The sequence below is a fragment of the Rhodococcus sp. IEGM 1318 genome (genome assembly GCF_033142465.1).
Classification (GTDB): domain Bacteria; phylum Actinomycetota; class Actinomycetes; order Mycobacteriales; family Mycobacteriaceae; genus Rhodococcus_F; species Rhodococcus_F qingshengii_B.
Map to the genome: position 1 here is coordinate 41,622 of NZ_JAWLSC010000004.1, position 15,635 is coordinate 57,256.

16 protein-coding genes are annotated in these 15,635 nt (G+C 63.0%); 5 read left to right on the top strand and 11 right to left on the bottom strand.

The genetic code is table 11. The features are described 5' to 3' along the window. The first annotated feature begins 4 nt into the window (after positions 1–4). Both R4P65_RS11070 and R4P65_RS11075 read left to right on the top strand, forming a co-directional pair. The gene (locus tag R4P65_RS11070; RefSeq protein ID WP_317826517.1) at positions 5–1,297 is read left to right on the top strand and encodes a carboxylesterase family protein; all 1,293 of its coding nucleotides are present in this window, start codon (positions 5–7) and stop codon (positions 1,295–1,297) included. A gap of 50 nt (positions 1,298–1,347) precedes the next feature. Then, complete coding sequence (locus R4P65_RS11075; protein ID WP_317826518.1) at positions 1,348–2,274, top strand: LysR substrate-binding domain-containing protein; 927 nt, start codon at positions 1,348–1,350, stop codon at positions 2,272–2,274. 58 nt (positions 2,275–2,332) lie between these two features. On the opposite strand, the gene R4P65_RS11080 is transcribed toward R4P65_RS11075, so the two are convergent. From R4P65_RS11080 to R4P65_RS11120, 9 genes are all read right to left on the bottom strand, one after another. Beyond that, entirely contained in the window at positions 2,333–3,691 is a 1,359-nt protein-coding gene (locus R4P65_RS11080) for an MFS transporter (protein WP_317826519.1), read from the bottom strand. 184 nt (positions 3,692–3,875) lie between these two features. Next, positions 3,876–4,871: an amidohydrolase family protein gene (locus R4P65_RS11085; protein WP_317826520.1), complete on the bottom strand. Its 996-nt coding sequence runs from the start codon at positions 4,869–4,871 to the stop codon at positions 3,876–3,878. A gap of 3 nt (positions 4,872–4,874) precedes the next feature. Next, the gene (locus R4P65_RS11090; protein ID WP_003943511.1) at positions 4,875–5,396 is read right to left on the bottom strand and encodes a 3-hydroxyanthranilate 3,4-dioxygenase; all 522 of its coding nucleotides are present in this window, start codon (positions 5,394–5,396) and stop codon (positions 4,875–4,877) included. Further along, positions 5,393–5,869, bottom strand: coding sequence for a RidA family protein (locus R4P65_RS11095; protein WP_317826521.1), 477 nt, complete (start codon positions 5,867–5,869; stop codon positions 5,393–5,395). The genes R4P65_RS11090 and R4P65_RS11095 overlap by 4 nt, the downstream gene beginning before the upstream one ends. Continuing rightward, the gene (locus R4P65_RS11100; RefSeq protein WP_317826522.1) at positions 5,866–6,639 is read right to left on the bottom strand and encodes a fumarylacetoacetate hydrolase family protein; all 774 of its coding nucleotides are present in this window, start codon (positions 6,637–6,639) and stop codon (positions 5,866–5,868) included. The genes R4P65_RS11095 and R4P65_RS11100 overlap by 4 nt, the downstream gene beginning before the upstream one ends. A gap of 42 nt (positions 6,640–6,681) precedes the next feature. Next, positions 6,682–8,157 (bottom strand): 2-hydroxymuconic semialdehyde dehydrogenase, encoded by a 1,476-nt coding sequence (locus tag R4P65_RS11105; RefSeq protein WP_317826523.1) that lies wholly within the window; start codon positions 8,155–8,157, stop codon positions 6,682–6,684. Positions 8,158–8,283: 126 nt separating this feature from the next. Further along, a complete protein-coding gene (locus R4P65_RS11110; protein ID WP_317826524.1) occupies positions 8,284–9,069 on the bottom strand; it encodes an MBL fold metallo-hydrolase in 786 nt (261 codons plus the stop codon). Beyond that, complete coding sequence (locus R4P65_RS11115; RefSeq protein WP_003943508.1) at positions 9,069–9,539, bottom strand: RidA family protein; 471 nt, start codon at positions 9,537–9,539, stop codon at positions 9,069–9,071. Before R4P65_RS11115 ends, R4P65_RS11110 begins: the two co-directional genes overlap by 1 nt. A gap of 5 nt (positions 9,540–9,544) precedes the next feature. Further along, positions 9,545–9,709, bottom strand: coding sequence for a hypothetical protein (locus tag R4P65_RS11120; protein ID WP_003943454.1), 165 nt, complete (start codon positions 9,707–9,709; stop codon positions 9,545–9,547). Positions 9,710–9,783: 74 nt separating this feature from the next. Here R4P65_RS11120 and R4P65_RS11125 point away from each other — a divergent pair, with 74 nt between their 5' ends. Both R4P65_RS11125 and R4P65_RS11130 read left to right on the top strand, forming a co-directional pair. Then, positions 9,784–10,776, top strand: coding sequence for an ArsA family ATPase (locus tag R4P65_RS11125; protein ID WP_230816528.1), 993 nt, complete (start codon positions 9,784–9,786; stop codon positions 10,774–10,776). Next, complete coding sequence (locus tag R4P65_RS11130) at positions 10,776–11,954, top strand: ArsA family ATPase (protein WP_317826525.1); 1,179 nt, start codon at positions 10,776–10,778, stop codon at positions 11,952–11,954. Before R4P65_RS11125 ends, R4P65_RS11130 begins: the two co-directional genes overlap by 1 nt. An 18-nt stretch (positions 11,955–11,972) precedes the next feature. On the opposite strand, the gene R4P65_RS11135 is transcribed toward R4P65_RS11130, so the two are convergent. Beyond that, positions 11,973–12,296 (bottom strand): WhiB family transcriptional regulator, encoded by a 324-nt coding sequence (locus R4P65_RS11135; protein ID WP_007732375.1) that lies wholly within the window; start codon positions 12,294–12,296, stop codon positions 11,973–11,975. Between the two features lie 293 nt (positions 12,297–12,589). On the opposite strand from R4P65_RS11135, the gene R4P65_RS11140 reads away from it, so the two are divergent. Next, positions 12,590–14,956 carry a transglycosylase domain-containing protein gene (locus R4P65_RS11140; protein ID WP_317826802.1) on the top strand — a complete coding sequence of 789 codons (2,367 nt, stop codon included), beginning with the start codon at positions 12,590–12,592 and terminating at the stop codon, positions 14,954–14,956. A gap of 78 nt (positions 14,957–15,034) precedes the next feature. On the opposite strand, the gene R4P65_RS11145 is transcribed toward R4P65_RS11140, so the two are convergent. Next, positions 15,035–15,511 (bottom strand): GatB/YqeY domain-containing protein, encoded by a 477-nt coding sequence (locus tag R4P65_RS11145; RefSeq protein WP_230816530.1) that lies wholly within the window; start codon positions 15,509–15,511, stop codon positions 15,035–15,037. Positions 15,512–15,635: the final 124 nt, after the last annotated feature.

Here is a 15,635-nt window from a genome sequence, read left to right on the forward strand (position 1 = left end):
ACCCATGCCCTCGTCTCAGACGGTGATCGCATCTACAGCTTCGGGGAAGATCCGCGGCCTGAAGCGTGACGGTTCCTACTACTTCGGTGCGATCCCCTACGCCCGCGCGGAGCGTTTCGAGAAACCGCGCCCAATGGAACCGTTCTCCGACGGCTTCGACGCCACAGCTCTCGGAACGGTGTTCCCCCAACCACCTTCACGTCTCGAACGGATCATGGGACCGCCACTCCCCGAACCGGAGCAGAGCGAGGACAGCTTCACCGTCACCGTCACAACCCCGTCGCTGACCGGTCATCGCCCGGTGATGGTGTGGCTGCACGGTGGCGGTTACTCCAGTGGAGGCGGCTCCCTCCCTTGGTACGACGGTGGCGCTTTGTCAGCCGAGGGCGACGTCGTCGTGGTGTCGGTCAACTATCGCGTCGGCGTGCTCGGATACCTCCTGCTCGACGGGGTCAGTGAAGGCAATCTCGGAGTCCACGATCAGATCGCAGCGCTCGAGTGGGTGCGCGAGAACATCGAGGGATTTGGCGGCAACCCCGATTCGGTCACCGTGTTCGGCCAGTCGGCCGGCGCTCATTCCATCGTGAACCTGTTGAGCAGTAACAACTCTCGAACCCTGTTCCATCGAGCAATTCTGCAGAGCACCCCACGACCGGACCTCAACTTCACGCAGGCTGCCGCGATCGAGAACGGGGAGACGTTTGCCCGACTGCTCGACGGAGATCCTCGGACCGCGCCGCTCTCCCACATTCTCGACGCATTCCGCGGCACGGCTGTCGAGTTCAGCCGGCGGTCCCCCAATGTCGTGCAACCGCCATTTGCGCCGATTTCCGGGCTTGAACCGGTGACCCTTACTTTCGAGGCAGCGCCGGACGTCATCGTGGGCTACACCCGCGACGAGGGATCCGCGTTCCTGCGCGGCGTGGTGGGCGCTCCGCATCTTGGACGTGTCGCCGAAAAGGCACTGACACAGAACATGTTTGCCGAACCTGCGATCGACCTGGCCGATGCCTTCACCGAGGCTGGTGCGTCGGTGTACACGTATCGCTTCGACTGGACACCGTCCGACGACGCCTTCGGAGCCACCCACTGCATCGAACTTCCCTTCGTCTTGGGAACCGAGCAGTCATGGCAGGGCGCGCCGATGCTGGGCAGCAGCGACTGGCCGAGCATCGACGCACTGGGCCGTCGCGTGCGCAGGCACTGGACGTCGTTTGCGCACACGGGAAGTCCGGACAGCAGCGAATCGTGGGAGAAGTACACATCGGCCCAACCGATCGGAATCACCTTCTCCTGAGCAACTTCGGGCGCCTACCCACCAGGAGAAATCCCGACTAGGATTGCTCCATGGACATGCCCAAGCTCCTCGACGGGCGACTCAAACTCCGCCATCTCCTGCTCGTCGACGCATTGAGCCGTCAGGGCAGTGTGGTCGGTGCCGCTGCCGCACTCCACATCACGCAACCTGTCGCGACCCGCAGTCTGCACGACATCGAATCCATTCTCGGTGTTTCGCTCTTCGACCGCGGCCCGCGCGGAATCACCCCGACCATTTTCGGTGAGGCATTCACCACTCATGCTCGGGCCGTGATCGCACAACTGACCGAAGCGGGGCGGCACGTCGTCGAGCTTGCCGACGCCAATCGCGGAACCGTCATCGTGGGAACACATCTCGCCGGATCCAACGTGCTGCTTCCGGGCGCCATCGCGCGACTGAAGGTCCAGCACCCCCTGCTCACCGTCATCGTTCGCGAAGGCACACCCGAGCAGTTGCTCACCGATCTGGAAGCGGGCCGGATCGACCTGATCGTCGGCCGACTCACCTCACCTACCGACGACGCCGCGATCAGGCGAAACCTCTACGCGGAGTCGGTCGAACTCGTCACCCGCGTGGATCATCCACTCGCCCATCGCGAGGACATCCAACTCGAAGAACTGCGCGGCTTCCCCTGGATTCTGCCCGGTGTCGAGACAGTGCTCCGCCGCGAACTCGAGGAGTTCTTCGCCCGCAACGGCCTGCCGTTGCCCGAAAATCGCGTCGAGGCAACCTCTTTCCTCACCGTGCGTCAACTGCTGGTCGAGACCGACATGATCGCGGTACTACCGAGTCTCATCCCCCGCGACGACGCACGTTTGACCACCCTGTCCATCACTCTCGATCCGATCGGGCACAGCGTGGGCATCACCTCGTCGGCGACTCGAACGTCGAGCCCGTCCGCGCAGGCGTTGATCGCGACGCTGAAGTCCTTTGCAGACGAGCTCATGCGACCGTGAAACGCGGATCGGCCCGTTCCCTCCACAGGGAACGGGCCGATTCGGATCAATCCAGCACTCAGGCGTTTTCGGAGACGCGAATCTCTTCGTTCTCCAAGCCCCGCGACGAATCGGGGACAAGCTTGAACAGTGCGATGGCGCCGACCAGGCTGATCGCGCATATCGAGGCGAGGTACCAGGTGACGCCCACCGACGACCCTGTGGCGTCCAGCAGCGCAGTGGCGATCATCGGCGCCAGGCCACCGCCGAGAATCGCACCACTCTGGAGGATCAGAGACGAACCGGAGTAGCGGACCTTGGCCGGGAACGTGTCGGCGATGATGCTGCCCTGAACGCAATGGGTGACCGGCACGATCAGACCCATACCCAAGAACGCGATGACAGCGATCACTTTGTTCTCGGTGTTGAGGAGCGGGAAGAACACGATGCACCACAACAGGATTGCGGCTGATCCGCCGATGAACATGTGTCGACGCCCGTACTTGTCGGCGATCTTGGTCCAGAACGGGATGGAGAGGAACCAGAGGACAGCCGCCGCAGTCACGCTGAGCACGAGGAACTGCTTGTCGTAGCCCAGATGTTGGGTTCCGTACGACAGAGTGAACACCATGAAGGCGTACGCCACGGCGGAGTTCGCCAGGCACGCGGCCAGCGTCAGCGACAAACGCGGGAAGCCGACCTTGAGCGATTCACGCAGCGGGAACCGGACTATTTCGCCCTTCTCCATGATCCCGGCGAAGGACGGCGACTCGGTGACGCGCAAGCGAATCACCAGACCGATCGCCACCAGAACGAAGCTGAGCAGGAACGGGATTCGCCATCCCCACGAGGCAAACGCGGAGTCCGACATCACGGCATTGGTCGTGAGGAAGATGCCGTTGGCCAGAACAAGTCCGGCCGGTGTGCCCATCTGCGGGAAACCTGCGTACAGATTCTTCTGCCCGGCCGGTGCATGCTCCATCGACATGAGCGTCGCACCGGCGCCTTCACCGCCCAGACCGATGCCCTGAACGACGCGCATGGCCACCAGAAGGACGGGTGCCCAGAATCCGATGGAGTCGTAGTTCGGGATGAGGCCGATGAGTGTGGAACCGACGCCCATCATCACCAGGGAGACCACAAGTGTGGCCTTGCGCCCGATCCGGTCGCCGAAGTGCCCGAACACGAGTCCGCCCACCGGCCGTGCGATGAATCCGACGGCGAAGGTGCTGAAGGCAGCCAGCGTGCCGGCCGTGGGGCTCAGGCTCGGAAAGAATTGCTTGTTGAAGATCAGCGCGGCGGCCGTGCCGTAGAGGAAGAAGTCGTACCATTCGAGAGTTGTGCCGGCCAGGGTTGCCATGGCAACTCGGCTACGGGCAGCTTTCTCCGGCAACGGCTTTCCGTCACTCGTTGTGCTGTTGGATATCTTGTCTGACATCGCGGAACCTATCGATTGGATGGGGCAGGCGGACGATGAAATCTGTAGTCACCGACCCCGTCTTCGGGATTGTCGGCATCACGAGCGTCGTCGATCGTTGTGTTTGGAATTGTGCTCGCTCGAGACATGACTCACAAATGCCGAATTCACCGTCCGCCATACCGGAATGGGTATAGCCGGGGTCTCAGACGAGACCCAGGAAGCGTTCGGCATTCCCCCGCGAGATCAGTTGGCGCGCAGTATCGTCCAAGAACTCGCTCTTGCGAACCACCTCACCGACCGGACGCTCCCCCAAGGGGTACGGGTAGTCACTACCCACCATCACACGGTCCACCCCCACCGTGTCCACCAGCAGTCGCAGCGCTCGCTCGTCGAAGACGACGGAATCCACGTAGAACCTTCCCAGGTAATGCGACGGTGGGAACTCCGACGTACCGATGATGTCGTTGCGGCCGTGCCAGGCGTTTTCCATCCGGCCCAACCAGAACGCGAAAGATCCACCACCGTGCGCAAATCCGATCTTGAGACGATCGTCGATCTTGTCGAACACACCACCGAGAATCAGCGCGAGTATCGACAGATGCGTTTCGGCCGGCATCGCGGTCAGCCACTGCGCCATCCAGCGATCGAGGCGCGGCGAGTTGGCCATGTCCCACGGATGCACGAATACCGGCACGTCCAGCGACACACAGTGCTGAAGGAACGTCACCACGCCTTCGCTGTCGAGGTCCAGATCGCCGACGTGATTGCCGATCTCGACACCGCGGTGCCCGTTTGCGATGCACCGCTCGAGCTCACGGCACGCGGCGTCGGTGTCCTGCAAAGGCACCTGGCAGAACGGAATCAACCGATCCTTTGCCGGCTCCACGATCTCGAGAGCGAGGTCGTTGAAGATCCGTGCAATGCGACTTGCCTGCTCGCCGCTCCGGGCGTAGTTGAAAAACGCCGGAGTGGGCGAGACGACCTGCGTGTGCACGCCGTCGGCATCCATGTCCCGAAGCCGCACCTCGGCGTCCCAGGCATCGGACTGGATGCGGCGGAACTCCCTGGTGCCCATCATGATCATGGCTTCGGTTTCCGACTCGACCTTCAGCCACGGCGCCTGCGGCCCCGCGTCTTCGGTCAGATCGGGCCACCCGTTGGGCACGTAGTGGGTGTGGATGTCGATCAGGTTGCTCATCGCTCAGCCCTTGCCGGGATGGAGCGTGCCGCACTTGTCACACGTGCGGGCTTCTTCGCTCTCGTAGAACTTGACGAACACCGGCGGCAGGTCGGCCACGATGTCGCGCACCTGAAGTTCGACCTCGTGAATCTTGTGATCGCATTCGAGGCAGTACCACTGGAACTTCTCGAGCGTGCCTTCCTTGCGGACGCGTTCGATGACCAGGCCGATCGAGCCCGCGGTGGGACGCTGCGGCGAATGCGGAATGTCTCCCGGCAGCAACCAGGTTTCGCCCTCACGAATGTCGACACGCTGAGGACCGTCTTCGGTCATGACGTTGACGTGGATGTCGCCTTCGAGCTGGTAGAACCACTCCTCGTACGGATCGAGGTGGTAGTCGGTCCGCTGGTTGGGGCCGCCGACGACCTGCACGATGAAATCGTCTCCGAGCGCCATCGTCTGATTGTTGACGGGCGGCTGCAGGAGGTGGCGGTTGTCGTCGATCCACTTCTTGAAGTCGATGACGGGAGGAATCGTGGTCATGATGCATTCTCCGTATCTTCGGACGCTGAGCGCTTGGAATCTTCGGACGCTGAGCGCTTGGCGGCGGGCACGTACGCCACGCCGGAAATTTCGATGAGCAGGTGCGGGTGGGGCAGTTGGTGAACAGCCACAGTCGTTCTCGTCGGACCGTTTTCGTCGAACAGTTCTGCATACACCTCGTTGTATCCACCGAAGTCGTTCATCGACACCAGGTACGAGGTGACCTGAACCAGATCACTCAGTTCTCCGCCCACTTCGGCAAGAATCGCCGCGATGTTCTCGATGACGGCACGGGTCTGCGCCCGAATGTCGAGCGCCGTGGTCCCCATCTCGTCGACCTCGACGCCGACAAAGGTGTTGTCGGGCCGACGCGAACTGGTACCGGAGACGTAGACGAAGTCGCCGACCACCTTGACATGCGGGAACTTTCCGCGCGGCTTTGCCAGCTTCTCGATGACCTGCGCACCACTCATCGCTTCACACCTTTCACCGTGACGGTCCCGAGGCCGTCGATGCTGCACTGCGCGACGCCCTCGTCGAGTCGCACAGCTGCTGTGGCGGCACCGGCCAGAATTACCTGACCGGCGCGCAACGGGATTCGGCGTCGACGAGCGATGTCAAGCAGTGCATGCAGTGCACGTGCCGGGTCGCCGAGAATGGCCGAGGTGGAACCGACTACCGTCTCGCCGCCGACTTCCATACGCACGGAACGGTCCTCGACGTTCTGCAGCGGCAGCCAACGCCCGATCACGTACCCGGCGGCGCTGGTGTTGTCAGCGACCACGTCGGTGTAGGTGAACCGGAAGTCGCGGTAGCGCGAGTCGATGATCTCCATCGCGGGAGCCAGTGCGTCGACGCAGGTTTCGATATCAACGTTCGGATCGTCGAGATCGATGTCCTTCGACAGGCGGTATGCCACTTCGGGTTCGATCTTGGGATGAATGAACGTCGTCAGGTCCACTTCGCCGCCGTTGCTCACGCACATCGCGTCGGTCAACTGACCGACGATCACCTCGGAGACACCCATCTGCGCCATCTTCGCTTTGCTGGTGAAGCCGAGCTTGATGCCCACAATCGATTCACCACGACGGGTGCGTCGTTCGAGAAGTTCGTTCTGGATCCGGTAGGCCTCGTCGATGCCGATGGTGTGATCGTCGGCGAGACTCAGGGTGTCGGTGCGACTCTGCTGAGCGTCGTCGAGGCGACGGGCGAGTGCGGATACGGTGTCTTCGGGGGCTGTCATCACGCCTCGCTCATTTCTGGAGAACTTTTGCGGTTTCGATGTTCACAGTTGCACACACACGTTTGTCGGTTCGGTGTAGAAGTGCAGCGAGGACTCGCCGCCCTCACGTCCGATGCCGGACAGGCCCATGCCGCCGAACGGAGATCGCAGTTCACGGGTGAACCATGTGTTGACCCAGGAGATTCCGACGTTCATCTTCTGCGCGACGCGGTGTCCGCGGCGCAGGTCGTTGGTCCACACGGAGGCAGCCAGGCCGTACTCGGTGTCGTTCGCCAGGGCGATCGCTTCGGCTTCGGTGTCGAACGGAATAAGTGCTGCGACGGGTCCGAAGATCTCCTCGCGCACGGCACGATCCTTGTTGGTCAAGCCCGTCCACAGGGTGGGTTCGATCCAGGATCCGCCCGACAGTTCCTGTCCGAGATCCGGAATACCGCCGCCGGTCAGTACTTTCGCGCCTTCCTGCTCGGCGATCTCGAAGTAGTCGAGAACCTTCTTCCGGTGCGCCTGCGAGATGAGCGGACCGGTCGTCGTCGCATCGAGCGTCGGGTCGCCCAGACGCAATCCTGCTGCCCGCTCGACGAGTCCACCGGCGATGTCGTCGAAAATGCTGCGGTGCACGTATACCCGCTCGGTGCACAGGCAGACCTGGCCGGTGTTGGTGAACACCGACTTGGTCAGACCCGTCAGCGCTTCGTCGATGTCGACGTCGTCGAACACGATCGCGGCATTCTTGCCGCCGAGCTCGAAGGAGACCGGGCGAACTCGCGGGGCAACGGTTTTCATGACATGGGAACCGGTTGCCGAAGATCCTGTGAAGGTGACGCCGTCGATACCGGGGTGCGTGGTGAGGAACTCGCCGGCCGAGTTCGCGCCGAATCCGTGGACGACGTTGTAGACGCCGGCAGGCAGGCCGACCTCTTCGAGCACCTCGGCCAGCAACGTCGCAGTCGCCGGGGTCTCCTCGGAAGGCTTGACCACCACGGAGTTTCCGCACGCGAGCGCGGGCGCAACCTTCCAGGTCAGGAGAAGCAGCGGCAGGTTCCACGGAACGATGACGGCGACCACGCCGAGCGGCTTGCGGATCGCGTAGTTCAGCGCCTGCTTGCCACCCGCGAGATCGGTGACAAACGATTCCTGGCCGGCAGCGGCGACGATGTCGGCGAAGGTGCGGAAGTTCGTCAGGGCACGCGCGACGTCGAGTTCTCGTGCCTGCGTGATCGGCTTACCGGTGTCCGCCATTTCTGCGGCGACGAACTCTTCGAATCGTTCCTCGATCCGGTCGGCGGCCCGCCTCAGCAGAGCCGTCCGCTCTCGAACCGGCGTATCGGCCCATCCGTTGTCCAGAGCACGTCTGGCGGAAGTCACCGCTCGATCGACCAGGACCTTGTCGGCCTCGTGGACCCGGGCGAGAACACGGCCCGTTGCGGGGTCAACCTGATCGAAGCTCGACGACTCGTCGGGTTCGACATAGGAGCCGTCCACGTAATTGCGGATCCATCCGTCGCATTGTGAGGTCATGCACTAACTATTGGCCCGTGACCCATATCAAACAAATGCAAAAACTGCCGCCAGCTATACCTCGATCGGCATAGGTGGCGGCAGTTCGGCTACTCGCCTCAGCTCCCGATGTCGGCGCGGAGCGCCTCAGCGGCGCAGATACGCCAACTGCACGTTGACGGATTTTTCCGCGACCGGCCACAGCTTCGGGTCCACATCGGCGTAGACGTGTTCGACAACCTCGCGGACCGATGCCGACTCCCCCAACGTCGTCAGAGCCGCCCGTATCTGATCCAGACGCTCCTCGCGGTGAGCCAGGTACTGCTGCGAAACCGCCTGCAGATCGGGCAGGTCCGGACCGTGCCCGGGAAGAACCGTCAATCCTTCGCCGAGCGCGGCCAGAGATCGCAGCGAGGTGAGGTAATCCCCCAGATCGCCGTCGGAATCGTCGAGAACTGCCGTGCCACGACCGAGAATGGTGTCGCCAGTCAGCACGCTCGCATCGTTCTCGATGACGATCGACACCGAGTCAGCGGTGTGCCCCGGAGTCGCGAGGATCCGCAACTTCAGGCCCGCGACCTCGATCACTTCACCGTCGACAAGTGCCGAGCCGCCCCCACGCAGAAATGTGGGGTCGACGGAACGCACTGGAGCCGAAGTCAATTCGTGGAAACGGTCCACCCCGCCGGTGTGATCGTAATGCCGGTGCGTGATCAAGGTCAGCGCTACCGGACCGACCCCAGCGACACGTTGCAGGTGTTCCTCGTCGTTGTCGCCTGGATCGACGACAACACACTCGACGCTGCCGGGAGCATGCAGGATCCAGGTGTTCGTACCGTCCAGCGTCATCATGCCCGGATTGTTCTCGAGCGCGACCGAAGCGATGTCGGTGACGCGGCGAAGCTGCGCGTAGGCGGGATGGACCGTCGACATCAACGAACTTCGACGATCAGTTCCACCTCGACGGGTGAGCCGAGGGGAAGTTCTGCCACTCCGACAGCCGAACGAGCGTGGATGCCGGCGTCGCCGAGCACCTCGCCGAGGAATTCGGAAGCGCCGTTGATCACGCCGGGCTGACCGGTGAATCCTTCGGCGGATGCCACGAAACCGACGACCTTCACGACGCGGACGACGTTGTCGATGCCGACCAGCGCGTCAATGGCAGCAAGAGCGTTGAGCGCGCAGGTACGTGCCGCGGCCTTGGCGTCCTCATCCGACACGCCCGCGCCGAGCTTGCCGGTCAGCGCCAGTTTTCCGTCGACGAACGGGAGCTGGCCCGACGTGTACACGTGGTTGCCGCTGCGAACCGCGGGAACGTACGCAGCGACGGGTGCCGCGACGGCGGGAAGTGCGATGCCCAGTTCGGCGAGACGCTCCGACCAGGTCTGTGTTGCCTCTGCCATGTGATTCAGCCCTTCGGACGCTTCATGTACGCGACGTGCTGCTCGCCCGACGCGCTCGGCAGGACTGCGACGAGTTCCCAGCCGTCGACGCCCCAGTTGTCGAGAATTGCCTTCGGATTGTGGACCAGCAACGGAGTCACGGTGTATTCCCAGGAAGTTATTTCGCTCATGCGCTGAGCCTATCCCGCGTACATCTTCGGCCCCGGACTTATAGGCTCGCGGTGTGGTTGCATCCCAAGATGAGATGAGCAGGACCTGGCCCGAGTCTGCGACGAAGGCCCGCCTGCACTTTGTGTCGGGTAAAGGCGGAACCGGTAAGTCCACGGTTGCCGCCGCGTTGGCGCTCGCGTTGGCCGAAGGCGGCAAGCGCGTTCTCCTCGTGGAGGTCGAGGGCCGTCAGGGAATCGCGCAGCTCTTCGACGTACCGCCGCTTCCACCGCAGGAGACCAAGGTCGCGGCCGCCGAAGGTGGCGGTGAAGTGATGGCTCTCGCCGTCGACATCGAGACCGCGTTCCTCGAATACCTCGAGATGTTCTACAACCTCGGCTTCGCCGGCCGAGCGATGCGTAAGTTCGGCGCTATCGAATTCGCCACGACCATCGCCCCCGGTCTTCGCGACGTTCTGCTCACCGGCAAGATCAAGGAGTGCGTCATCCGCACCGATCGAACCGGCAAGCGCGTGTACGACGCCGTTGTCGTCGACGCTCCCCCGACTGGACGCATCGGCAGCTTCCTCGACGTCACCAAGGCGATGGCCGATCTCGCCAAGGGCGGCCCGGTGCACTCACAGAGTGAAGGCGTCGTTCGCCTGCTGCACTCGCCGGAAACCGTCGTACATCTGGTTGCGCTGCTCGAAGCGCTGCCCGTTCAGGAAACTGCCGACGCCGCCGCAGAACTGGCGCGTGACGACCTCAACCTCGGTGCCATCATCGTCAATCGCGCCAGCCCGAGGTTCTTGCCCGAAGATCAACTCGCTGGTGCCGCGGCCGGCAATATCGACGCCGCTTCGATCCGGTCGACGCTCTCCGACGTCGGCATCGATCTATCCGACGACGACTTCGCAGGCCTGCTCACCGAGACGATCGAACATGCTTCGGTGCTCGAAGCTCAAGAATCCAGTGCAGAGAAGCTCCGCGAGATCGACGGCGCGCGGGTGCAACTTCCCGCACTCGCCGACGGCGTCGATCTCGGTGGGCTCTACGAGCTGGCCGAATACCTCACGGAACAGGGCGTGTGATGACCGAGACCACCGAGAACGTGACGGTCGGCAGTTCCAGGATCGGCCGACGCGCAGCTCCTGCCCTCGATATTTCGGCGATCATCAAGGACCCGACGGCACGGATCGTGGTGTGTTGCGGCGCGGGTGGCGTCGGCAAGACCACGACGGCTGCGTCGCTGGCATTGCGTGCGGCCGAAGAGGGCCGACGCGTAGTCGTCCTCACCATCGATCCGGCCCGTCGCCTCGCGCAGGCCTTGGGTGTGGCCGAACTCGACAACACTCCGCAGCCGGTGAAGCTGGGTCCCGAGGCCACGGGTGAACTGCACGCGATGATGCTGAACATGCGTCGGACCTTCGACGAGATGGTCATCGAGCATTCGAGCCCTGAGAAGGCCGAGCAGATCCTGGCGAATCCCTTTTACCAAACCGTTGCCACATCGTTCTCCGGAACGCAGGAGTACATGGCGATGGAGAAGTTGGGACAGCTGGCGTCGAACGACGCGTGGGATCTGGTGATCGTCGATACCCCGCCGTCACGCAATGCGCTCGACTTCCTCGACGCTCCTCAGAGGCTCGGAACGTTCCTCGACGGACGGATGATCCGGCTGCTCTCTGCACCCGGCCGTGGCCTGACCAGGCTCGTGGCCGGCGCGATGGGGTTGGCACTGAAGGGTGTCTCGACCATTGTGGGAAGCCAAATGCTTTCGGATGCATCGGCATTCGTGCAGTCGCTCGACTCCATGTTCGGCGGTTTCCGTGAACGCGCCACGAAGACCTACGAGTTGCTACGTCAGCCGGGGACTCACTTCCTGGTGATCGCAGCGGCCGAACCCGATGCTCTTCGCGAGGCGGCATTCTTTGTCGACCGTCTTGCAGGCGACTCGATGCCGTTGGCCGGTTTGGTTCTCAACCGCACTCACCCGACATTGACGGCCTTGCCTGCCGATCATGCGGTGACTGCCGCCGACAAACTGGAAGCGAAGGAAAATGCGACCGAGGCCGAAGCCCTCACCGCAGCTGTTCTCCGTATCCATGCCCATCGGGCAGTGATCGCGAAGCGAGAAATCGCCTTGCTGAGCCGATTCACTGCAGCTCACCCGAGAGTGCCGCTGATCGGTGTTCCGTCGCTACCGTTCGAGGTCTCGGACCTCGAGGCGCTGCGTGCGGTGGGAGATCAGCTCACTCGGAAGGGCTGATCCCCCGTTCGGCCGGGATCAGACTGCTGAGTGATGCTGGCGCTGGTCCTCGAAGAACTCGGACCAGGAGTCGACGTCGGGGTGCTGCTTGAGCAGTGCACGGCGCTGACGCTCGGTCATCCCGCCCCACACACCGAACTCGACCCGATTGTCGAGAGCATCGGCTCCGCACTGCATGAGGACCGGGCAGTGACGGCAGATGGTGGCCGCCTTGCGCTGCGCGGCGCCACGTACAAAGAGTTGGTCGGGGTCGACCTCGCGGCATCGCGCCTGAGTTACCCAGGCAATTCGTGCCTCGGCCTGCTCGATGTCCAAACGGCTACTCGGGGTGGCTGTGTACATTCTGGGTCCCCTCTACAAAGTCTGACCGTCGCCATGGGGCGAGCAGCGCACCATCTCAGCAGTCCCCGCGGTAGCACGGTGAAAGCCGAGACACATTCGTGATCGAGTGTTACGTCGATCACACTGATCACAATTTAGGTAAAGAACGGCCCTAGCGCAAGACGCTCGGGGGCATTTTTTGGTACGGCAGTACAAAGCGCGTGTTCAGGAGGTTTTGAACACCCCCAAAACACTGAAACCGGTTCCAATGGGTGGGCACACGTACTCTGTAGATCGTGTCGATTGCAAAAACAGTGGCGAAGCTCGCCGGAAGCTCCGCATTGGCGGGTGTCCTGGTCGCAGGGGTGATGTTCCCAGTGGCGGGCGGATTCGGATTCGCGTCCAACCGCGCCGCCGATACCGTCGACAACGTCTCGGCCGAACTGGTCGAAGGCACTGTCCCTGCGGTGTCCACCATGGTCGATGCGGAAGGCAATCCCATTGCCTGGCTCTACGACCAACGACGCTTCGAAGTCCCCAGCGAGAAGATCTCCAACAACATGAAGTTGGCGATCGTCTCCATCGAGGACCGACGGTTCCCCGACCACAAGGGCGTCGACTGGCAAGGAACGCTGCGCGCCTTCCTCACCAACACGACAACCGGTGAAGTGCAGCAGGGCGCGTCGACGCTCGATCAGCAGTATGTGAAGAACTACCAACTGTTGGTCGTGGCGAAGACGGATGCCGAGCGCCGCGCTGCCATCGAGACCACCCCGGCCCGAAAGATCCGCGAGATCCGGATGGCACTGACACTGGACAAGGAACTCACGAAAGACGAGATCCTCACCCGGTACCTGAACCTCGTACCGTTCGGCAACGGATCCTTCGGTATTCAGGACGCGGCTCAGACCTACTTCGGCGTCGATGCCGCAGATCTGACCGTTCCTCAGTCCGCGATGCTGGCCGGCATGGTTCAGTCCAGCTCCGCGCTGAACCCGTACACAAACGTCGAGGGCGTGACCGAGCGTCGTAACACCGTGCTCGACACCATGATCACGAACATTCCGGATCGTGCCGACGAGTTCCGGGCTGCGAAGGAAGAGCCCCTCGGCGTCCTGGAAACTCCCAACAACTTGCCGCGCGGCTGCATCGCCGCGGGAGATCGTGGGTTCTTCTGCGACTACGCACTGAAGTACCTCTCGGACGCCGGGATCACCCGTGACCAGATCAACGACGGTGGTTACCTCATCAAGACCACTCTCGACCCGCAGGTGCAGGCATCCACCAAAGCCGGCCTGAATGCGAACGCGAGCGCCAACCTCGACGGCATCGCCAACGTCATGAACGTGATCAGACCCGGTCAGGATTCACACAAGGTCATCGCGATGGCCAGCAGTCGCACGTACGGACTCAACGCAGACGCCGACGAAACCGTCCAGGCGCAGCCGTACTCCCTTGCCGGTGACGGTGCGGGTTCCGTCTTCAAGATCTTCACGACGGCTGCGGCGATGGAGAAGGGTCTCGGCATCAACGCGACCCTCGACGTACCCAAGCGCTTCGAAGCCAAGGGCATGGGTAGCGGCGGCGCCGCCGGATGCCCGGTCTCGACGTACTGCGTGGAGAACGCGGGCAACTACCCGCCGACGCTGTCCGTGACCGACGCGCTCGCACAGTCCCCCAACACCGCTTTCGTCAAGCTCATCGAGGCAACCGGTGTCACGCCGACGGTCGACATGGCTGTCCGTCTCGGTATGCGCTCGTACGCCGATCCCAATACCTCTACCTCGGGCTTCGACGAGCGCAGCATGGCCGACTTCCAGAAGGAACAGAACCTCGGTTCGTTCACCCTGGGCCCCACCTGGATCAACCCGCTCGAACTCTCCAACGTCGCGGCCACTCTCGCCTCGCACGGCAAGTGGTGCCCGCCGAGTCCCATCGATTCGGTCTTCGACCGCTACGGCAAGCCGGTGGCCGTCACCGAGCAGGGCTGTGAGCAGGTTGTCGAGCCCGGCTTGGCAGACACCCTCGCCAACGCCATGAGCCGTGACGACGTCGGCGCCGGTACGTCTGCCGGAGCTGCAAGCAGCGCCGGATGGAGCCTGCCGATGTCGGGCAAGACGGGTACCACCGAGACCCACAAGTCCTCGGCGTTCCTCGGCTTCACCAACAACCTCGCTGCTGCCGTCTACATCTTCGGCGACTCCCCGACGCCCGGCGAGATCTGCTCTAGCCCGCTGCGCCCCTGCTACAGCGGCAACCTGTACGGCGGTACCGAACCGGCGAGATCCTGGTTCGCGGCAATGAACCCGGTCGCCAACAACTTCGGGCCTACCTCACTGCCTCCGATCGACGAGAAGTACGCACGGGGATCGCAGAACGGCCAGGTTCCCGAGGTTGTCGGCCTGAGCCAGTCGGCGGCGACGTCGAGGTTGCAGGCGTCCGGCTTCACGGTCAATTCCGTGACGACGGCGTCCGGAGCGCGCGCGGGAACGGTCACCGGAGTTTCGCCGTCCGGGTCCGCGATCCCAGGTTCGACCGTCACGATCTACATCAGCGACGGTTCCGTGAGGGCTCCGGCCGCACCCGCATCCCCCGCGGCCCCGGCACCGGGCGCGACTCCTCCGGACGCGACTCCGCCCGGAGGTGAACCCGCACCGCCTGCGGGGACCCCGCCGAACTGACGGCCATGAAACAAGAACGGCCGCGATCTCCGAGTGACTCGGAGATCGCGGCCGTTTTCGGTTTCTGGTGGCGCGCTTCTACAGGCGGGACTTCACTGCTGCAGAGATACGTGCGCCGTCGGCCTTGCCCTTGGCCAGCGCGTTGGCAGCCTTGATGACCTGGCCCATCTGACGCATACCCGGACGCTCACCGAGCTCCTCGGAAACCTGGGCAAGCGCGGTGTCGACGACGTCGACAAGCTCGGCGTCGGTCAACGGCGTCGGCAGGTACTCGTCGATGATCTGAGCTTCTGCACGCTCTTTCGCGGCAAGCTCACCGCGACCGTTCTCGGTGTAGATCTCGGCCGATTCGCCGCGCTTCTTCGATTCCTTTGCAAGGACTTTGATGATTTCTTCGTCGGTGAGGACGCGCGCTTCCTTACCGGCCACCTCTTCGGTCTGGACGGCTGCCATGAGCATCCGAAGGGTGGCTGTACGTAGCGGATCCTTCGCCTTCATGGACGCAACCATGTCGGTTCGGAGGGTGGCTTTGAGCGATGGTGTCGTGTCGGACATGGTGGAAACGCTACGCGCTCGGCGTTTCGAGCGTGCCGATAGTTACCTCCGCCCGGACACAATTCTCTGTGGAATAGCTGTAAAAGGCGGCGAGAGCGACGCAGAAGAAGGCCACACCCGTATC